Origin of the sequence: Catonella sp. (assembly GCF_052173895.1) — a bacterium.
Classification (GTDB): Bacteria; Bacillota; Clostridia; order Lachnospirales; family Lachnospiraceae; genus Catonella.
In genome coordinates this window covers 1-18,826 of the sequence record NZ_JBQMXS010000009.1, presented here as the reverse complement: position 1 = coordinate 18,826, position 18,826 = coordinate 1, and the positions used below count along the sequence as shown (strand labels likewise).

At 36.0% G+C, this 18,826-nt stretch carries 20 protein-coding genes; 16 read left to right on the top strand and 4 right to left on the bottom strand.

Going from position 1 to position 18,826, the window contains the following annotated elements; genetic code table 11:
* Positions 1 to 7: 7 nt before the first annotated feature.
* On the bottom strand, positions 8 to 328 hold the full coding sequence (locus ACTTG8_RS03470; protein WP_442560732.1) for a hypothetical protein: 321 nt from the start codon (positions 326 to 328) through the stop codon (positions 8 to 10).
* A 334-nt stretch (positions 329 to 662) separates the two neighbouring features.
* Here ACTTG8_RS03470 and ACTTG8_RS03465 point away from each other — a divergent pair, with 334 nt between their 5' ends.
* Genes ACTTG8_RS03465 through ACTTG8_RS03455 form a run of 3 tightly spaced genes read left to right on the top strand, consistent with a single transcriptional unit; the run spans position 663 to position 3,508 of the window.
* On the top strand, positions 663 to 1,784 hold the full coding sequence (locus ACTTG8_RS03465; RefSeq protein WP_442560731.1) for an NAD(P) transhydrogenase subunit alpha: 1,122 nt from the start codon (positions 663 to 665) through the stop codon (positions 1,782 to 1,784).
* 18 nt (positions 1,785 to 1,802) lie between these two features.
* Positions 1,803 to 2,078, top strand: a complete 276-nt coding sequence (locus tag ACTTG8_RS03460; RefSeq protein WP_442560730.1) for an NAD(P) transhydrogenase subunit alpha — start codon at positions 1,803 to 1,805, stop codon at positions 2,076 to 2,078.
* 23 nt (positions 2,079 to 2,101) lie between these two features.
* Positions 2,102 to 3,508, top strand: coding sequence for an NAD(P)(+) transhydrogenase (Re/Si-specific) subunit beta (locus ACTTG8_RS03455; protein ID WP_442560729.1), 1,407 nt, complete (start codon positions 2,102 to 2,104; stop codon positions 3,506 to 3,508).
* Between the two features lie 139 nt (positions 3,509 to 3,647).
* On the opposite strand, the gene ACTTG8_RS03450 is transcribed toward ACTTG8_RS03455, so the two are convergent.
* Both ACTTG8_RS03450 and ACTTG8_RS03445 read right to left on the bottom strand, forming a co-directional pair.
* Positions 3,648 to 4,466 (bottom strand): hypothetical protein, encoded by an 819-nt coding sequence (locus tag ACTTG8_RS03450; RefSeq protein WP_442560728.1) that lies wholly within the window; start codon positions 4,464 to 4,466, stop codon positions 3,648 to 3,650.
* A gap of 110 nt (positions 4,467 to 4,576) precedes the next feature.
* A complete protein-coding gene (locus tag ACTTG8_RS03445; RefSeq protein ID WP_442560727.1) occupies positions 4,577 to 5,896 on the bottom strand; it encodes an ATP-binding protein in 1,320 nt (439 codons plus the stop codon).
* A gap of 272 nt (positions 5,897 to 6,168) precedes the next feature.
* On the opposite strand from ACTTG8_RS03445, the gene ACTTG8_RS03440 reads away from it, so the two are divergent.
* The 10 genes from ACTTG8_RS03440 (at position 6,169) to ACTTG8_RS03395 (ending at position 14,322) form a co-directional block, all read left to right on the top strand.
* Entirely contained in the window at positions 6,169 to 6,744 is a 576-nt protein-coding gene (locus ACTTG8_RS03440; RefSeq protein WP_442560726.1) for a histidine phosphatase family protein, read from the top strand.
* A 166-nt stretch (positions 6,745 to 6,910) separates the two neighbouring features.
* A complete protein-coding gene (locus ACTTG8_RS03435; protein WP_442560725.1) occupies positions 6,911 to 7,969 on the top strand; it encodes a Fic family protein in 1,059 nt (352 codons plus the stop codon).
* On the top strand, positions 7,970 to 8,389 hold the full coding sequence (locus tag ACTTG8_RS03430; protein ID WP_442560724.1) for a DUF1284 domain-containing protein: 420 nt from the start codon (positions 7,970 to 7,972) through the stop codon (positions 8,387 to 8,389).
* Positions 8,390 to 8,559: 170 nt separating this feature from the next.
* A complete protein-coding gene (locus ACTTG8_RS03425; RefSeq protein WP_442560723.1) occupies positions 8,560 to 9,396 on the top strand; it encodes a PRD domain-containing protein in 837 nt (278 codons plus the stop codon).
* A gap of 18 nt (positions 9,397 to 9,414) precedes the next feature.
* The gene (locus tag ACTTG8_RS03420) at positions 9,415 to 9,885 is read left to right on the top strand and encodes a PTS sugar transporter subunit IIA (RefSeq protein WP_442553399.1); all 471 of its coding nucleotides are present in this window, start codon (positions 9,415 to 9,417) and stop codon (positions 9,883 to 9,885) included.
* A 13-nt stretch (positions 9,886 to 9,898) separates the two neighbouring features.
* Positions 9,899 to 11,521: a phosphoenolpyruvate--protein phosphotransferase gene (gene ptsP / locus ACTTG8_RS03415; RefSeq protein WP_442560722.1), complete on the top strand. Its 1,623-nt coding sequence runs from the start codon at positions 9,899 to 9,901 to the stop codon at positions 11,519 to 11,521.
* 14 nt (positions 11,522 to 11,535) lie between these two features.
* Complete coding sequence (locus ACTTG8_RS03410) at positions 11,536 to 11,799, top strand: HPr family phosphocarrier protein (protein ID WP_442560721.1); 264 nt, start codon at positions 11,536 to 11,538, stop codon at positions 11,797 to 11,799.
* Positions 11,800 to 11,844: 45 nt separating this feature from the next.
* Positions 11,845 to 13,293 carry an N-acetylglucosamine-specific PTS transporter subunit IIBC gene (gene nagE / locus ACTTG8_RS03405; protein ID WP_442560720.1) on the top strand — a complete coding sequence of 483 codons (1,449 nt, stop codon included), beginning with the start codon at positions 11,845 to 11,847 and terminating at the stop codon, positions 13,291 to 13,293.
* A 132-nt stretch (positions 13,294 to 13,425) separates the two neighbouring features.
* Positions 13,426 to 13,896, top strand: coding sequence for a PTS sugar transporter subunit IIA (locus ACTTG8_RS03400; protein ID WP_442560719.1), 471 nt, complete (start codon positions 13,426 to 13,428; stop codon positions 13,894 to 13,896).
* A 126-nt stretch (positions 13,897 to 14,022) separates the two neighbouring features.
* Positions 14,023 to 14,322: a hypothetical protein gene (locus ACTTG8_RS03395; RefSeq protein ID WP_442560718.1), complete on the top strand. Its 300-nt coding sequence runs from the start codon at positions 14,023 to 14,025 to the stop codon at positions 14,320 to 14,322.
* A gap of 60 nt (positions 14,323 to 14,382) precedes the next feature.
* Here ACTTG8_RS03395 and ACTTG8_RS03390 read toward each other — a convergent pair whose 3' ends face one another.
* A complete protein-coding gene (locus ACTTG8_RS03390) occupies positions 14,383 to 15,741 on the bottom strand; it encodes a citrate/2-methylcitrate synthase (protein ID WP_442560717.1) in 1,359 nt (452 codons plus the stop codon).
* A 211-nt stretch (positions 15,742 to 15,952) separates the two neighbouring features.
* Between ACTTG8_RS03390 and ACTTG8_RS03385 the strand changes: the two genes are divergently transcribed.
* Genes ACTTG8_RS03385 through ACTTG8_RS03375 form a run of 3 tightly spaced genes read left to right on the top strand, consistent with a single transcriptional unit; the run spans position 15,953 to position 18,471 of the window.
* The gene (locus ACTTG8_RS03385) at positions 15,953 to 16,786 is read left to right on the top strand and encodes a MetQ/NlpA family ABC transporter substrate-binding protein (protein ID WP_442560716.1); all 834 of its coding nucleotides are present in this window, start codon (positions 15,953 to 15,955) and stop codon (positions 16,784 to 16,786) included.
* A 57-nt stretch (positions 16,787 to 16,843) separates the two neighbouring features.
* Positions 16,844 to 17,836: a methionine ABC transporter ATP-binding protein gene (locus tag ACTTG8_RS03380; protein ID WP_442560715.1), complete on the top strand. Its 993-nt coding sequence runs from the start codon at positions 16,844 to 16,846 to the stop codon at positions 17,834 to 17,836.
* Complete coding sequence (locus tag ACTTG8_RS03375) at positions 17,836 to 18,471, top strand: methionine ABC transporter permease (protein WP_442560714.1); 636 nt, start codon at positions 17,836 to 17,838, stop codon at positions 18,469 to 18,471. Before ACTTG8_RS03380 ends, ACTTG8_RS03375 begins: the two co-directional genes overlap by 1 nt.
* Positions 18,472 to 18,826: the final 355 nt, after the last annotated feature.

The following is an 18,826-nucleotide window of genomic DNA, read 5'->3' as shown; positions in this document are numbered from 1 at the left end:
TCGGAATTCATGACTTCTTAGAGTCAGATACTCTGATACTGAAATTGGCAGTTTTAGCCTCTTTAACATTAAGAAAACTACCTTTTACAACTCTGTAGACATTACCGCCTGTTACTTCAATAATTGTAGCTCCACTCGCAATGGATTTTTCTAATAATCTTAAAAAGTTGTCATAAGCAGAAATATCCATAGGCAAAAGATAATCATGCCTCACATGTTCTGTTGAAAGTACAGCAAAACCTATTTTATTAAATCTTATTCCTTGGAATGAGCAAATCTCAGTTGATTCAGTATTTCCTTCGGACAGGCAATTAAATTTAAGGAACATATAATACCTCCTAACCTCAATATAGTAATACAAGGGATATTATACACTAAAAGGCTCTAGAATAAAACATAAACTTCTATAAATAACCTTAAATTTTTTAAAATAATGTGGGTACTGGAAGATAATAACTTATCTTATAAGCAAGCTTGTATCAAACCTTTATATTTTTGACGCCCACATCATAAAATAATTGAATAAAAATTAGTTTTAACTAACTATAAATTTAGTAGATTACAACGAAATAAAATTTGATGAACTAAAAAAGTTGAAATACATACTCTTATTATTATATACTATCCGCATTAATTATAATATTTTAGAAAGGACATTATATATGAAGAAGGTATTGGTTTGTAAAGAAGCTGATGCTCTGGAAACAAGAGTGGCTATGGTGCCTGCTGATATTAAAAAACTTATAGGACTTGGTTTTTCTTTTAAGGTTGTAAGTGGTGCCGGTATTAAATCCGGTTTCTCAGATGAGGCTTACAAAGAGGCAGGAGCTGAGATTGTGGCAAGCAATGAAGTTGGATATGTGGACAGCGAGATAGTAGTGCGTATATTAAAGCCTGAGAGTATAGAGGGGATTAAGAAAGATACTCTCCATTTAAGTTACTTAGACCCTTTTAATGAAAAGGAACTGTTGAATAATTTTGCAAGCAGTGGCATTCAGGCAGTTTCACTTGAAATGATACCTAGAACAACACTTGCTCAGAAGATGGATGTGCAGTCTTCACAGGCCTCTCTTGCAGGCTATGTTGCAGTCATTAATGCAGCTGCAAAACTTCCTAAAATTTTCCCGATGATGATGACTCCGGCGGGGACTATTTCTCCTGCCAAGGTATTTATCATAGGTGTAGGAGTTGCCGGACTTCAGGCGATAGCTACGGCAAAGCGTCTTGGAGCAAGGGTTGATGCATTTGATACCAGACCTGTTGTAGAAGAGCAGGTAAAATCACTTGGAGCAAACTTTGTGAAGATAGACCTTGGTGAAATGGGACAGACTGAGCAGGGATATGCAAAGGAGCTTACTCCTGAGCAGATAGCTAAGCAGCAGGAAGCACAGGCTAAGGTGTGTGAGAAAGCAAATGTAGTTATTACCACTGCTAAGGTATTTGGCAGAAAAGCACCTGTACTTATAAAAAAGGATGTGCTTGACCGTATGCAGCCGGGCTCTATTGTAGTAGATATGGCAGTATCTACCGGAGGTAATGTGGAGGGTTCTAAGCTGTTTGAAAATGTAGTTACTGAAAATGGAGTAACTATTATGTCAGGTGATATGCTTGAAAGACAGGTGGCATTTGATGCATCTCTTATGCTTTCGGGCAATATAAGTGCATTCTTAACACATTTCCATGATAAGGAGAAAAATGAACTGGCAGTTAATCTTGATGATGAGATAATGAAGGGCTGTCTTTTGACTCAGAATGGAAAAATCATCCATGAAAGATTTATATAAAGAAAGGAAATACAGATTATGATAATGCTTATATTCGTATTTGTAATTGCAGGTTTCCTCGGAGTTGAGCTTATTGCAAAGGTACCATCACAGCTCCACACTCCTTTAATGTCGGGAACTAATGCCATTTCGGGAATAACCATAGTTGGAGCAATTACAGTGACAGCCTTAAACATAGAAGGACCAATAGGTACAGCACTGGGATTTTTGGCAATAGTATTTGCTACCATCAATGTAATCGGCGGTTACATGGTAACAGACAGAATGCTTGGTATGTTTAAGAAAAAGAAATAATGAGGCAGAAAGGAAAGAGTTAAATGAATAACATAATAATGGTTTCATATATGATAGCCTGCATCTTCTTTATCAGGGGTATCAAGCTGTTAGGTAAAGCAGAGACAGCAAGAAAAGGAAATTTTATGTCTGCGGTCGGTATGCTTATTGCAACCGTTACCGTAATGTGTGAAAAGGATGTACTTGGTTCTTGGAATAATGACATATTAAAAAATGGTTATTTTTATATCATTTTGGCAATAGCAGTGGGAGGAATTATAGGGGCTATTTGGTCTAAAAAGGTTGAAATGACAGGAATGCCTGAACTTGTAGCTCTTTTCAATGGTTTTGGAGGTCTTTCATCACTTCTTGTAGCTATTGCACAGTATATGTCTACCGATGGGTCTAAGACAGATGCCTTTACCGATATTACCCTCGGTCTTACAATAGCAATCGGTGCAGTTGCATTCACAGGCTCTATTGTTGCTTGGGGTAAACTTTCGGGAAAGTTATTTAAGAAACAGATTACAATACCTGCAAAGAACTTATTGAACGGAATACTCGTAATAGCAGGTATAGTCGGCATTGTGATGTATGTCTTTTTAGATAGAGAGCTTGGTTTCTATGGTATTGTTTTAGTTACTGCAACCTATCTTATAGCCGGTCTTACCTTAGTAGTGTGCATCGGCGGAGGAGATATGCCGGTTATTATTTCATTCCTCAATGCTCTCTCAGGACTTGCGGCTGCATTTGCAGGTTTTGCTATAAATAATACAGTACTTGTTGTATCGGGTTGTCTTGTAGGTACATCAGGACTCATACTTACACTTATTATGTGTAAGGCGATGAACAGGAGTTTTTATAATCTCCTCTTTGGCAGTTTTGGCGGAGGCAGCAGTAGTGCAGGCAAGGGAGATGGCAGAGAGGCGAAGGCTATTTCTACTGAAGATGCATACATGATACTTGAAGCTGCTAAAAATGTAGTATTTATACCGGGCTACGGTATGGCAGTAGCACAGGCTCAGCACGCAGTTAAGGAACTTACAGAAAAACTTGAAAATAACGGTGCAGAAGTAAACTTTGCTATTCATCCGGTTGCAGGAAGAATGCCGGGACACATGAATGTACTTCTTGCAGAGGCTGATATTCCTTATGAGAAGCTTAAAACAGCAGATGAGATGAACCCTCAGATGGCTATGACGGATGTGGCAATAGTCATAGGTGCAAACGATGTAGTAAACCCTGCCGCCCTTGACGATACTACAAGTCCTATCTACGGAATGCCTATTATTAACGCACATCAGGCAAGAACAGTATTTGTGCTTAAGCGTGGTAAAGGAACAGGTTTCTCAGGTATAGAAAATCCTCTCTTTACTATGGATAATACAGTTATGATTTATGGTGATGCAAAGCAGACGGTATCTGCTATTGTAAGCGAATTTGATGATTAAGAAGTAAGATGCCCCAAGACTTTTGTTGGATAATAACATCGGTCTTGGGGATTTTTATGCAATAGATAAATTCTTGTTTTTTCATTCTCCGGAAGGCAGTGTTGGTTAAGGAGAAAATGCTAAGAGTAGCGGTATCGCTTTATTTTTCCTCCGCAGCCAATACTGCATCATATATTTCTCCCAATTCTATAGGATTTGACATCTCAGACTTATCACCCTTTATTTCCCCATTAAACCACACCTGTATCCTTTTACCCGGTAACTTATCTTTTTTTATATTTTTAATACCATTGGATACACCTAAATCTTTAAGAGTTATCTGTACAGGTTTTATTTCATCTACCTTTTTATCTCCGAAAATATAGTTAAATTCATTTGGTAAATCTGTAATTTTAACTAATATTCTTTCCTTATCTCCTTCTATTATTTCCGCCTCAAAATGTGCCACACCTTCAGGTATTACTAAAGAACTTATTGCACCATCTTGAAAAACTTGCCATTTATTATCTATCTTCACATATAAATATTTAATACCTGCTTTCTGATATTTATATCCTGTACCAAAATTTGATTCATCATTTTGTTTAGGGGACTCATCATTGCTTGTACGAATTTCTCCATCTGCTGTACCACATTTTAATACACTTAGAGCACAGCCCATATCCCTATATTTCCTGTCATCTACCATGACCATTCGAATCTTTTTCACTTCACTTTTATTTTTAGATGATTTTTCAGTATTTGAACTATCTATCCTTGCTACATCAGCATCTACTGTAGAATTTAAGTTATTATCCTCATTTCCTGCTTTTTCATCTGATACATTGCTTTTAATTAAATCTTTGCTCACCGAATCTTGTGCTTTTTCTTTATCCTTACTGTTTCCACAAGCTGTAAATACTGTAATTACTGCAACAACTGATAATACAGTCAGAAAAATTTTTCTGATACTTTTCATAGCTTTCCTCCTTGTTTTAACGGTATATTTAACTTGTTATAATATTTTTATTTTTATATTTTATTATGTCAAATATATGGTAAATAATTTAAAAAAATTATACTAAAAAATTAAGATAATATAGGGAGTTTGCCTATATGAAAAATATCTTCTCCCATATAAAGGGGAAGATTGATAAGGCCATCTTCAGCTTTATAGTCAGCCATTGACATACGGATGGAGAGCTTAGGGTTAAATTTTTCACGATAAGTTTTAAGGCTTTTGGCTTTTAGATTAATTTCTGCTTTTACTTCTAAAGGAATAACCTGTTCGCCTGTATCGATAACAAAATCAATTTCACAGGAACCTCTGTCGTTGGTGTAATAATAAAGTCCTAAGTCAGAAACGGACTTTAATTGTTGGCAGGCATATTGCTCCGTAATTGCACCTTTAAACTCCGTAAATAATTCATTTTTATAAAGAATAGTCTGACTGGACAGACCTGTTAGACAGCCAAGAAGTCCGATATCCACAAGGAATAACTTAAAAGCTTTTAAGTCTTCGTAGGCCTTTAGTGGTATTCCGACTGAATTTACCCTGCTTATTTTATGAATGAGTCCACAATCGCTAAGCCACATAATTGCAGTTTCAAAGTCCTTTGCTCTTCCACCCTCACGCACAAGTCCATAGATAAATTTCTTATTTTCTTTTGCCAATTGTGAAGGAATGCTGTTCCAAATCATTCTTATCTTAGGAACTATATCATTTGGTGCGTGTTTTGAAAAATCTTGCTCATAGGCCATAAGTATTTTTTTTTGGATATTTCTTACTTCGTTAAAATCTTTTTCGTCTATAAAATTTTGAACAGCCTCCGGCATTCCACCTACAAAGTAATATTGTTTAAGTGTTTCAATATAAGTTTCTTTAAAAGAAGTAATTATTGAATAATCAGAGGTTTCCAGCAGCTTAGCAAAGCGTTCACCTTTAACAGCTATCAAAAATTCCTTGAAGGTAAGTGGATAAAGATTCAAAAAATCCACCTTGCCAACCGGGAATGAGGTTCCACTATGAAGTGCAATTCCAAGTAGAGAGCCTGCACATATAATGTGGTATTCAGGGGCATTTTCACAAAAGTATTTTAACGAGGCGAGTGCTCTTGGTACCTCCTGTATTTCATCGAATATAAGCAGAGTATTAGCAGAATTGACTTTTTTTCCTGAATAAAGTTCAATCCCCATTATAATTCGTTCGATGTTCAAATCAGTGGAAAATAAATCTGCCATTACAGAGTTGGAGTCAAAATTTATATAGATATAGTCTGAATAAGCCTTATCTCCAAATTCTTTCATAAGCCAAGTTTTTCCGACCTGCCTTGCACCTTCGATAATAAGGGGTTTACGATTCTTTTTATCTTTCCATTTATAAAGTTCTTCTATTAATTTCCTATACATTGCCTACCTCCATATAAAATCAAAACAGAGTTTAAAACTAATTATATATAGAGTATATTATATTAAAACAAAAATTACAACGAAAAAGTGTTTTGATATCACATTTTTTACAACGAAAAAGTGTAATAAATTAAACAGCCAGTAAAGTTTTGAAAAGTGTCGGGTAAAAACTCTGAAAAATACAGAATAGAACTCGTAAAATATGGAAAAGTTAACAGATTGGTGGTAAACTGGATTAAGAAGAAAACTAGTTGATTACGAGGAGATATATTATGACAAAAATTTATTTTGTGCGCCATGCACAGCCTGAACATGCTTGGGAAGATGACAGAACAAGACCGCTTACGGGAGAGGGGAAAAAAGACTCAGCCATTGTATTTGAATTTTTAAAAGATAAACATATAGACGCATTTTATTCCAGTCCGTATAAAAGAAGTATGGATACGATTGCTGATTCTGCCGATTTTTTTGGTAAGGACATAATAACAGATGAAGATTTAAGAGAGCGTGAAAAAGGAGTAAACGGTAACAATCATGGAATGTTTCAGAAACGCTGGGATGACCATAATTATCACGAAGAAGGCGGAGAATCTATTGCTATGGTGCAGAAGCGAAACATGAGAGCCTTGACTGAGATTTTAAGAGATAATATAGATAAGGAAGTTGTAGTTGGTACACATGGAACTGCACTTAGTACAATACTTAATTTTTATGATAAGGGTTTTGGTTGTGATGATTTTTTAAGAATTATAGACTGGATGCCTTATGTTATAGAGCTTGATTTTGAAGGGGATAAGCTGGTGGGAAAAGTGGAACATTGTTATGTATTAAAAGAGTTTAAGAAGTAATAATAAACTTGCTTAAGGTAATAATAGAAATATATGTTGTGTCTTGGGGTGAGCTGCTTATTAATGAGTTGAAAAGTAGATTATATTCGTCCGATATAATTGCAATATAGTCCAAAAACTGTTATAATTGGATTAAAGACTATGAATTTGGACGAAAGGAGATAACATGAGAGATTTTAATTATAGAAAGCTTGCAAAAAAGACTTGGGATACTGATATAATGAATCTTATCGCAAAAATACATGAATGTAAAGGTAGGCAGGAGTTGTTTGTAAGACAAAAGCCGGTAGAGCTGGAAAGACTTGTGGAAATTGCAAAGATACAAAGTACAGAGTTTTCAAATAAAATTGAAGGAATAGTTACCACAAGTACAAGAATGAAACAGCTCTTTAAGGATAAAACTACACCACGCAACCGTAATGAAGATGAAATTATGGGATATCGGGATGTATTAAATACAATTCATGAAAGCTACGAGTATATACCGATTCGTTCTTCATATATACTTCAGCTTCATAAGGAGTTGCTTAAAAAATCAGGAGTTTCCTATGGAGGAAGATTTAAGAATGTACAAAATTATATAAATGAAACTCAGCCGGATGGAAGTGTTAGCACAAGGTTTACTCCGGTATCTCCACACGAAACTCCGGAAGCGATAGACAATATATGTGTTGCTTATGAACAAGTCTTGGCAAGCGAGGAAATAGATGCTCTAATTGTGATACCATCATTCATTTGCGATTTTTTGTGTATTCATCCATTTAATGATGGAAACGGCAGAATGAGTAGATTGCTTACATTATTGCTTTTATATAAAAATGGATACGAAGTGGGAAAGTATATAAGTGTTGAGAAGCAAATAGAAAAGACAAAAGACAGATATTATTCTGTACTTGAGGAATCAGATTATAAATGGCATGAAGGGGAAAATGATTCAACTCCTTTTATACGATATATGCTACAAGTTATATTAGCCTGTTATAAGGAGTTTGAGGAAAGAACCGGAATATTAAAAGAGACAGGTGTAGGTAGTTTAGCTTATGATATTGTTAAAAAATATATAGAAGAAAAGCTCGGAAAATTCACAAGTGCGGAAGTAATTAGACATTGTCCGAATATTGGAAGGTCTTCAGTTCTTGCATCATTAAAGAAATTAACCGAAGAAGGACTTGTTCGCAAGCAGGGTTCTGGAAGAAATACATTTTATGTTAGGATAGATAAATGAATGGAATATAAATACAAAATCCGTCCCCATCATGGGATGTGTATAGCATTTTTTAAAGGTAAAGGCTACAGCGAAGAATTTACAGCTCATATGAAGGAGATGATACCGATTCTTGAGGAGAATCCACTTGTATATCTTTCTGTCGGTACGGATGAACTTTGTTCAAAATGTCCGCACAATGCTTGTGGAGTATGTAAAAGTGCAGATAAGGTGGGGTTGTATGATAGGGAGGTTCTAAAGAGGTGTGGACTGTCTGATGGGATGGTTCTGCCGTATTTAGATTTTAAAAAGGCAGTGTATGACAATATTTTACTTGCAGGGAAGAGGGAGGAAATATGTGGAGACTGCCAGTGGAATGAGCTATGTCAAGTTATTACAGGTGATATGTATAACAATATTGACAATGTAACAATACTATAGTATAATAATTTTATAAATTTTGACGGATTGTTACCGATAAGGGCAAAACCAAATTTTACAGACAGGTTAATATTCTGTAAAGTTTGGCTTTTTTTATTGAATAGGAAATTTACTTAGAATTTTTATTCAACAAAAACAGGCAGACGGTGTTTTATATTGGGAGAAGTACATTGATTATAGAAGGGATTATCAATAATAATGTTGTAAGCTCAAGGGATGATGACGGCAAAGAAGTTGTTGTTATGGGGAGAGGAATTGCTTTTGGTAGAAAAAAGGGTGATGTCTTATTAGATGTAGAGATAGATAAAATTTTTACCATAGAAGATGAGGCAGCATTAAAGCAGTTTAAGGATTTATTAGTAAGTATTCCACCCGAATATTTACAGGTGTCAAATGAGATAATTTCATTTGCAAAAGAAAAACTGGATACAGAGCTCCATCCTAATATTTATCTTACGCTTACTGATCACATTAGCTTTGCGATAAGGAGAAAAGAAGAGGGACAGCTTTTTCAGATACCTATGGAAAATGAGGTGAGAAGGTTTTTCCCAAAAGAATATGTAGTTGGTACGCAGGCTGTGGAATTAATTTATAAAAGACTTGGTTATGAACTTCCTAAAGAAGAGGCAGCAGCTATAGCTATTCATTTTGTAAATGCAGAATTTGGTATTAAAGTTCGTGATACTTGGGTTATAACTAAAATGACAGGTGATATGCTGGACATAATTTCTAAAAAGATAACCGGCTTAAAAGAAGAAGGAATGGAGAAGGATAGTTTTGCAACCAGTTTGAAAATGCTTAGTTGCCGTCTTGTGATGGCACAGCCGATTAAAGATAAATGCGATGAAAAACTCTATAACTTTATAAAAGAGAATTATCCTAATGAGTGGGAACTGACAGAAAAAATAAATACTTATGTTAAAAAAGAGTATAAATGTTGTTTTACAGAAGAAGAAAAACTTTATTTTACAATTCAGATAAAAAGAGTTAAAGATTTATTTGATTAAATATTTGGGAGGAAAATCATGTTTTTTAAGAAGAAGGAAGTAAAAATAGTATCACCGGTAAAAGGAAGGCTTATCAGTATTAAAGATGTGCCGGATATGACTTTTAGTGAGGAAATGGTGGGAAAAGGTGTAGCAATTATACCTGAGGGAAATGAAATATATTCTCCTGTTGACGGAAAGATTACAACGGTTTTTATAACAGGACATGCAGTTGGCATTACAACTAAAGAGGGTGTGGACTTACTTATACATATAGGAATGGATACTGTCAATCTTAAGGGAGAAGGCTTTGAGGTAAAGGTAGAAGATGGAAAGCATGTAAAGGCAGGAGATCTTTTGATTGTGGCAGACTTTGAAGGTATCAAAGCTAAGGGTTATACCTTGGAAACACCTATAATAGTATGTAATCCTGATGATTTCAAAAATATAACTTATTCAGCACCTGGGGATGTAGAACAAGGTGATGAAATCATGAAGATTCAGATATAATCAGGAGGACATAATGGAAGAATTTAGGGGGAATAGTGTATCTTCGGGAGTTGCACTTGGCAATATAGCAGTATTTGCAAAAGAAGAGAGTGAGCCTGAAAAAAAGTCAGTAGAAGATACTGATAAGGAATTAAAAAGGCTTAATGATGCTCTGGATCTTGCAAAGAAAGAGCTAGAAACTCTCTATAATGATGCAATAGATAAGGTTGGAGAGGAAAATGCACTGATTTTTGACATTCACAAGATGATGCTTGAAGATTTGGATTATATTGAAAATATAGAGAGGCTTATAAAGGATGAGGGAGTAAATGCTGAGTATGCAGTATTTGCTACAGGAGAGTTATTTTCAAAAACATTTGCAGATATGGATGATGACTATATGAAGGCCAGATCTGTAGATGTAATAGATGTTTCTAAAAGAGTAATTAGAAAGCTTACGGGAAAGGCTGAGGTGTCGCTTGAAAGTAGTGAGCCTGTTATTATTTTGGCGGAAGACCTTACTCCCGGAGAAACAATTAACTTGGATAAGTCTAAAGTTTTGGCATTTGTCACAGAGAAAGGTTCTTCTAATTCTCATACGGCTATCCTTGCTAGAAGTATGAATATACCGGCACTTGTTAATGTAGACTTTAATTTAGAAGATCTATCAAAATTCAATGGTAAATTTGCTATTGCAGATGCAGTGGCAGGGAAGTTTTATGTAGAGCCTTGTGACGAGGTTATTGAAAATGCCCGAAAACTTAAAGCAGAACTAGGTCTTGCAAGGGCAGAACTTAATACTTTAAAAGGGTTAGACAATGTAACAAAGGATGGCAGAAAGATTAATATTTACGCAAATATCGGCAGCGAAAAAGATGTAGATGCAGTTATTGAAAATGATGCCGGTGGAATAGGACTTTTCAGAAGTGAATTTTTGTATCTTGGAAGAAATCAAGCCCCTAGTGAGATGGAACAGTTCGAAAGCTATAAGCAAGCAATAGCAAAGATGGAAGGAAAGAAGGTAATTATAAGGACTCTTGATATTGGAGCAGATAAGAAGGTGGATTACCTTGGATTGGTGGAAGAAGAAAACCCTGCACTTGGTTATAGGGCTATCAGAATTTGTCTAAATAATGAAGGATTGTTTAAGACTCAGCTTAGAGCACTGTATAGGGCAGCAGCTTTTGGAAATGTAGGAATTATGTTTCCTATGATAACTTCTGTTGATGAAGTAAGGAAGATAAAGGAAATTGCAGTAAGAGTTAGGGAAGAGCTTATCTTAGAAGGTAAGGAAGTTGGGAGTCCTGAACTTGGCATTATGATAGAAACTCCTGCCTCAGCACTTATTAGTGATGAACTTGCAAAGGAAGTAGATTTTTTCAGTATTGGCACAAATGATCTTACACAGTATACACTTGCAGTAGATAGGCAGAATGAGAAATTGGGAGAATTTTATAAGCCTCACCATAAGGCTATTCTCTCTCTTATTAAAATGGCCTGCGACAACGCACATAAAAATGGTATATGGGTAGGAATTTGTGGCGAACTTGCAGGTGACTTAGAACTTACCAAAACCTTTGTAGATATGGGAATTGATGAATTATCAGTATCTCCTTCAAAGGTGCTTTCGCTTAGAAAAGCCGTAAGAAATATATAAGAAAGGAGGAGAGTATGCAATCTATTACTTATACCGTTAAGGCTGAGGCGGGGATACACGCCAGACCGGCCGGACTTTTAGTAAAACAGGCAGCATCCTTTAAAAGCAATATTAAAATTCTGAATGAAGAAAGCGGGAAGGAAGCTGATTTAAAAAGGCTTATGGCGGTTATGGCCCTTGGTGTAAAGCAGGGAAACAGTGTTGTGATTTCTGCTGAGGGTGAAGATGAAGAAGAGGCTGCAAGAGTACTTGAGGCTTTTTTGAAAGAAAATTTCTAAAGACAAAAATAATTTGGGTTTAGCAAAGAAAGGGGAATGAATATTATGATGAAGTATTTGCAAAAATTAGGTCGCTCTTTGATGCTGCCTGTTGCCTGCCTTCCTGTTGCAGGTATTCTTATGGGTATCGGTTATGCTATTTCACCTCATGCTATGCAGGGTGGTGATATCACAGGTACACTTGAAATTATCGGTTTCTTTTTAATTAAAGCCGGTGGAGCTCTTATTGACAACATGTCATGGCTCTTTGCCATAGGTGTTGCAGTTGGTATGGCTGATGATAAAGACGGCACTTCAGCACTTGCAGGTCTTGTATCATGGCTTATGATGACTACCTTACTTAATCCGGGTACAATCGCTATTATAACACAGGCAGAAGCAAATGTCGCTTTTGGTAAAATACAGAACCAGTTCATTGGTATTTTAGCAGGTATAATCGGTTCAGTATGCTATAACAAGTTTAAGAATACAAAACTTCCTGATGCTCTTGCATTTTTCTCAGGTAAGCGTTCCATAGCTATTGTTACAGCACTTGTGTCGGTAGTGGTATCAGGTATACTTTTCTTTATTTGGCCTGTAATATACGGAGGACTTGTAGGTTTTGGTAAGTCGGTAGTAAGCCTTGGAGCGGTAGGAGCAGGTATATATGCCTTCTTTAACCGTTTGCTTATTCCTTTCGGCCTTCACCATGCGCTTAACTCAGTATTCTGGTTTGATGCAGCAGGAATCAATGACCTTGGAAATTTCTGGAGAAATACAGGTACACCTGGGGTTACAGGTATGTACATGTCAGGCTTCTTCCCTTGTATGATGTTCGGTCTTCCTGCGGCTGCTTATGCAATGATTCGATCTTCTAAGCCTGAAAAGAAAAAATATGCATTATCACTTTTAAGAGCAGCAGCTATCTGTGCATTTATCTGTGGTGTTACAGAGCCTTTTGAATTTGCATTTATGTTCCTTGCTCCAGCTCTTTACTTAGTATATGCTATACTTTACGGTGTGTTTACAATAGTAACAGTTGCTCTTGGATTTAGAGGTGGTTTCTCTTTCTCAGCAGGTCTTACTGACCTTGTATTCAGCTCACAGCTTCCACTTGCACAGAAGACCTGGCTCATAATTCCTTTAGGAATAGCTGCAGCTGTAGTATTCTATGTAGTATTCAGATTCGCTATAGTTAAGTTTGATCTTAAGACACCGGGAAGAGAAGATGATGCTGATAATGCAGAAGAAATGAAAGCAGTACTTTCAAATGGAGATTTTACAGAAGTAGCAAAAATCATCATTGAGGGACTTGGCGGAAAAGCTAATATTACATCAGTTGATAACTGTATTACAAGACTTAGAATTGAAGTTAAGGACTATACAGCAGTTGATGAAAAGAAGATTAAATCTGCAGGTGTTGCAGGTATAATAAGACCTAGCAAGACTTCAGTTCAGGTAGTTATAGGACCTAAGGTGCAGTTTGTTGCTGATGAAGTAAATAAGATGTTATAAATGAAAAGCTAAACCTAATAATGAATATTAAAAAATTGTATTAGAAATTTTGTTAAAGGGTTGCATTTCTCTATCAAAGTTATATAGAATAAACTGAGAGGGAAATGCAGCCTTTGTATATATGGAGGGGTTATGTTTCTAAAAAAGAAAGAATTGGAGATACTGGCACCTATGAGTGGTGAGCTGATAGGTATTGAAAATGTGCCTGATACTACATTCAGCGTGGGGACTTTAGGGAAAGGAGTTGCCATAATCCCTGAAGATGGTAATGTATATTCGCCGGTAGGAGGCATAGTTAATTCTATTTTTCCTACTCTTCATGCCATAAGCATCACCACTAAAGAGGGAGTTGAAATACTCATACATGTTGGAATAGATACAGTTAATTTAGGAGGAGTTGGCTTTGAGGCTAAAGTGAGCAGAAAAGCAGGTATAAGAACCGGAACTCTCCTTTTAACTGCTGACATTGAGAGTATTAAGAGGGCAGGATATAGTATAATTACACCTATTGTTATCTGTAATCCGAATGAATGTAAAGAAATTATTTATAGGGAAACAGGAAAGGTAAGAAAAGGTGATGTGATAATGAGGGTTAAATTATAGTAAACGTTTAAGTATAAACTTAATTATTGACTTTAACTATAAATAGGCATATCATGTTAGATATTTCTATGATATTCTGTAAAAATATCATTTGAGAAAATCCAATATTTTACAAGGAGAAGAAAAATGGAAAAGTTAAAGGTCTATGACACTGTAAATAAAAATACAGTGGAACTTGATGAAAAGGGATTGATTGATATAATGGTTGCCGGAAGACAGGTGGATGTATTTCTTAAAGAAAATACGACAGATCCGGATGGATATATGACTTGGAACATAGAGCATTGGACGGCTATTTCGGATAAAAGATTTGTAAGATATTATTCACTTAATGAACGTCTATTGAGTGAATATACAGGACATAATATTTATGATCTTTACGATGAGTTCAAGCCTTATGATGCAATTAAGGTGGAGCTTAGCTGATAAAATCAGGCTGTGTACTAATTTTTATTGTTAGTATACAGCCTGATTTTTTGATAAGTTTTATCTATCCTTCATTAATACATAGGATTCGTTATCCTGTACACTTACATAAGCAGGTCTTATTATCTTATCGGTATTGATAAGTTCTTCTAGTCGGTGAGCGCTCCAACCTGTAATTCTTGCACAGGCAAAGATAGGGGTGTAGAGTTCAGGAGGAAGTCCTAACATATGATAAACAAGACCGCTATAGAAGTCGATATTTGCACTTACTCCCTTGTATATATGTCTTTCTTCGGCAATTATTTTTGGTGCAAGCCTTTCTACAAGGCTGTAAAGAGCATAGTCTGCATCATTTCCTTTGGATTTTGCAAGCCTTTCTACATATCCCTTGAAAATATTTGCTCTAGGGTCAGAAATGGAATATACAGCATGCCCCATACCGTAGATCAGTCCCTTTTTATCAAAATGCTCTTTATGTAAAAGTCCTCTGAGGTAATTGGCAATTTCATCCTCGTCAGTAAGGTCTTTTACTGTATTTTTAAGATCTTCAAACATACCCATAACTTTTATGTTTGCACCACCATGCTTAGGGCCTTTTAAAGAGCCGAGGGCAGCGGCTACGGCGGAGTATGTATCTGTTCCTGATGAAGTTACTACATGAGTAGTAAAGGTAGAGTTGTTACCGCCGCCATGTTCCATATGGAGTACGAGAGCAAGGTCAAGTACAGTTGCCTCTATTTCAGTATATTTTTTGTCAGGGCGTAAGAGTCTGAGGATATTTTCGGCTGTAGAAAGCGATCTTTTCGGCTGGTGTATATAAAGGCTCTTGCCATTATTATAATGATTATGGGCATGATAGCCATAAACCGAGAGCATAGGAAAGACTGCTATGAGGTTGAGGCATTGACGCATAACATTTGGCAGAGCAATATCGTCTGCAAGTGAATCGTAAGAATAAAGGGTAAGTACACTTCTTGCAAGAGTATTCATCATGTCCTTGCTAGGTGCTTTCATAATTACATCCCTTACAAAGTTGCGTGGAAGGGCTCTTTGGCTTGCAAGCTCTTTTATAAAATCAGCAAGCTCATTATCTGTAGGTAGCTTTCCGAAGAGGAGAAGATAAGTCATTTCCTCAAAACCAAAGCGTTTTTCATTTATAAATCCATCAGTAAGCTCATGGATGTCTATACCTCTATAATAAAGTTCTCCTTCGCAGGGAGTCTTCACTCCATCTATCATTTTGAAAGAGTTGATAGTTGAAATCTTTGTAAGACCTGCCCTTACACCTGCACCGTTAATATCACGAAGTCCTCGCTTTATATCAAGTTCTTTATAAAGTTCAGTATTGATTCGTGAATTATTTAGACATATTTCTGTAAGCCTCTCAATTTCAGGTGTAATACTTAGTTTGTAAGCCATAGACCTCCTCCTAACATATTGTATACAATTATACATTTTATAGGTATTATTATACACGATAATATCTTATCTGTATATGGTAATAAAAAGATTATAAAAATATTTTATAACAAAGTATTGGTATAATGTATTTGTAATACCAAGAAGAATAGTATACAATATGGCTCATAGAAAATAAAACAAAACATCAAAAGAAAAGAGGATAAGATATATGAGAAAAACTAGTTTTAAGAAAATAGGAGCGTTAGTTCTTTCGGGAGTTTTGGTCTTATCGCTTGCAGGCTGTGGAGCATTAGGAAATTCTAAGTCTGATGACAAGAAGATTTCGATAGGAGTAACTCCTGTTCCTCATCAAGAGATAGTAGAGGCAGCTGTAGTTCCTGCTCTTGAGAAGGAGGGGTATAAGGTTGAGGTTGTAGAGTTTAATGACTATGTACAGCCAAATACAGCAGTTCAGGAGGGTGAGCTTGATGCGAACTATTATCAGACTACCAGATACATGGAAAATGAAAATAAGGAAAGAAAACTTGACCTTGTAGCAGTTGCAGAAATTCATCTTGAGCCGATGGGACTCTATTCAAAGACTCTTAAGGACATTAAAGAGCTTAAAGACGGTGCAACCATAGCAATTCCTAATGACGGTTCAAATGAATCCAGAGCTCTTGCCTTACTTTCAGACAATGGTCTTATAAAACTTAAAGAAACAGAAGAACTTTATAATCTTACAAGCATTGAGGAGAATCCTCATAACTTTAATTTTTCTGAAATAGAGGCAGCAAGTCTTCCTGTAACTTTAAGCGATGTAGATGCAGCGGTTATCAATGGAAACTATGCTCTTGGAGCAGGATTCAATCCTAAAAATGATTCCCTCATACTTGAAAGTACTGATTCAGCATCTATAAAACAGTATTTCAACGATTTGGTAGTAAAAAAAGGAAGTGAAAATTCTGAGAAAATTCAGGCAATTAAAAAGGCTTTTACCTCTGATGAAGTTAAGAAGTTTATAGAGGAGAAGTATCAGGGGTCGGTAATTCCTGCATTCTAAAACCATAGAAAAATTATAGATAGGTTATGTTTCTGATAGGAGATATAGCCTATCTATGTGACTTTAGAGAGAAATGGAGAAGACATGATAAAAATCAATCATTTAGAGAAGAATTATGGGGATATAAAGGTATTGAGTGATGTGAGTCTTCAGATTGAAGACGGTACAGTCTATGGGATAATTGGGCATAGTGGGGCTGGAAAATCAACCTTGCTCCGTTGTCTTAATAGGCTTGAAAGTTTTAGTGCAGGCAGTGTGGAGGTTTTAGGAAGAAAGGTTGAAGAATTAAATACAACTGAAATAAATGGACTTAGAAAAGAAGTGGCAATGATATTTCAGAACTTTAATCTTTTATCAAGGAAGAATGTATATCAGAATGTAGCTCTTCCCTTGGTTTTTGAAGGAAAGAAAGAGAATTCTCCGGAGGTAAGGGAGAGGGTTACTAAGATGCTTGAGTTGGTAGGGCTTTTAGATAAAATCGACAAGAGACCATCCGAACTTTCAGGAGGTCAGAAACAGAGGGTGGCTATAGCAAGAGCACTCATCTTAAATCCTAAAGTACTTCTTTGTGATGAGGCAACTTCTGCACTTGACCCTATGACAACAAGGGAAATCCTTGATTTACTTAAGAAGATAAATAAAGAAATGGGTATAACAATTATAGTTGTAACCCATCAGATGGATGTGGTAAAACAAATTTGCGAAAGGGTTGCATTTCTTAAAGACGGTAAAATGGTTGCAGAGGGTAAACCGGAGGATATATTTATAAATCCGGATAAAAATGTTAAAAATTTTCTTGGAGAAAATCTTGATATGTTGCCGGAAGGTGGTATCAATATGCATATTTTCTTTGATAATGAAACTGCTGGAAAGCCTGTAATTGCAATGATGGCAAGGGAGCTTGGAGTTGAGGCATCTATCATTTGGGCTAGACTTGATGATTTTAGGGGAACGGTACTTGGAAGTCTTACAGTGCAGATTAAGGAGGAGGAAAAAGACAAGGTCTTTGCCTTCCTTAAGGAGCAGGGTGTGAAATGGGAGGTAATCTGATGAATGAAGTAGTGTTAAGAGCTTGCGTGGAAACTTTGTATATGAGTATTTTTTCAACATTTTTTGCTGTAGTTTTGGGATTTATTCCTGCTATAGTACTCACCCTCACATCTAGTGATGGACTAAGTCCTAATAAGGCAGTTTATGGTGTTTTAGATTTTATAGTAAATATTTTTAGGAGTTTTCCTTTCATCATACTCATGGTTATCCTTATACCGGTTACAAGATTTATAGCAGGTAAGGCTATAGGTACAACAGCAGCAATAGTTCCGCTTACAATAGGCACTATTCCCTTTGTTGCAAGAGTCATAGAAACAGCTATGCGCAGTGTGGACAAGGGAGTTATAGAGGCTGCAAGGAGTATGGGTGCGACCAATATGCAGATAATAAGAAAGGTAGTTATAAAAGAGGCTGTTCCGGGAATAATTTCCGGTATAATTTTAACGCTTATTTCTGTAATAGGCTATTCGGCTATGGGTGGAGCCCTTGGTGCAGGAGGTCTGGGGGATGTTGCTATTCGCTATGGTTATCAGTCCAGAAATACAGCGTATCTGGTAGTTACAAGTTTAATTCTAATTATATTTGTACAGGCTGTTCAGTTTGTTGGTAATAAGATATATAACAAACTTTCATAGAATAACTTTTTCTTGCCATAATAAAGAGGGGTAAAACCTCTATCAGTATTCCTTTTTGGATAGGATATGAATCGAAGGTATCTCTAAAAGTATGTAGAATAACATTGTGGCTAATTACTAAATTAATTAAGATTTTTTAAGGACTCTCTGCAAGTTTTTTATTGAATGTGGAGAGCCTTTTTAGTGCAGTGTACATATCCTGAAACTATATTGTTTCTTTTGTTATAGTCTAGAATAAGAGCGATATTAAATATGTTACAGAGCCATAATCTTCTTTTCAGAAATGCCGGTAATTTCTGCAATCAAGCTAAAAGGCAGACTTTTTTTCTTCATATCCTTAGCTATTCTGATTTTT

Bases quoted from the DNA above. Each gene is read 5' to 3' on its own strand.
- ACTTG8_RS03470 (WP_442560732.1), bottom strand. From the start codon at position 328: ATGTTCCTTAAATTTAATTGCCTGTCCGAAGGAAATACTGAATCAACT.
- ACTTG8_RS03465 (WP_442560731.1), top strand. From the start codon at position 663: ATGAAGAAGGTATTGGTTTGTAAAGAAGCTGATGCTCTGGAAACAAGA.
- ACTTG8_RS03460 (WP_442560730.1), top strand. From the start codon at position 1,803: ATGATAATGCTTATATTCGTATTTGTAATTGCAGGTTTCCTCGGAGTT.
- ACTTG8_RS03455 (WP_442560729.1), top strand. From the start codon at position 2,102: ATGAATAACATAATAATGGTTTCATATATGATAGCCTGCATCTTCTTT.
- ACTTG8_RS03450 (WP_442560728.1), bottom strand. From the start codon at position 4,466: ATGAAAAGTATCAGAAAAATTTTTCTGACTGTATTATCAGTTGTTGCA.
- ACTTG8_RS03445 (WP_442560727.1), bottom strand. From the start codon at position 5,896: ATGTATAGGAAATTAATAGAAGAACTTTATAAATGGAAAGATAAAAAG.
- ACTTG8_RS03440 (WP_442560726.1), top strand. From the start codon at position 6,169: ATGACAAAAATTTATTTTGTGCGCCATGCACAGCCTGAACATGCTTGG.
- ACTTG8_RS03435 (WP_442560725.1), top strand. From the start codon at position 6,911: ATGAGAGATTTTAATTATAGAAAGCTTGCAAAAAAGACTTGGGATACT.
- ACTTG8_RS03430 (WP_442560724.1), top strand. From the start codon at position 7,970: ATGGAATATAAATACAAAATCCGTCCCCATCATGGGATGTGTATAGCA.
- ACTTG8_RS03420 (WP_442553399.1), top strand. From the start codon at position 9,415: ATGTTTTTTAAGAAGAAGGAAGTAAAAATAGTATCACCGGTAAAAGGA.
- ptsP (WP_442560722.1), top strand. From the start codon at position 9,899: ATGGAAGAATTTAGGGGGAATAGTGTATCTTCGGGAGTTGCACTTGGC.
- ACTTG8_RS03410 (WP_442560721.1), top strand. From the start codon at position 11,536: ATGCAATCTATTACTTATACCGTTAAGGCTGAGGCGGGGATACACGCC.
- nagE (WP_442560720.1), top strand. From the start codon at position 11,845: ATGATGAAGTATTTGCAAAAATTAGGTCGCTCTTTGATGCTGCCTGTT.
- ACTTG8_RS03400 (WP_442560719.1), top strand. From the start codon at position 13,426: ATGTTTCTAAAAAAGAAAGAATTGGAGATACTGGCACCTATGAGTGGT.
- ACTTG8_RS03395 (WP_442560718.1), top strand. From the start codon at position 14,023: ATGGAAAAGTTAAAGGTCTATGACACTGTAAATAAAAATACAGTGGAA.
- ACTTG8_RS03390 (WP_442560717.1), bottom strand. From the start codon at position 15,741: ATGGCTTACAAACTAAGTATTACACCTGAAATTGAGAGGCTTACAGAA.
- ACTTG8_RS03385 (WP_442560716.1), top strand. From the start codon at position 15,953: ATGAGAAAAACTAGTTTTAAGAAAATAGGAGCGTTAGTTCTTTCGGGA.
- ACTTG8_RS03375 (WP_442560714.1), top strand. From the start codon at position 17,836: ATGAATGAAGTAGTGTTAAGAGCTTGCGTGGAAACTTTGTATATGAGT.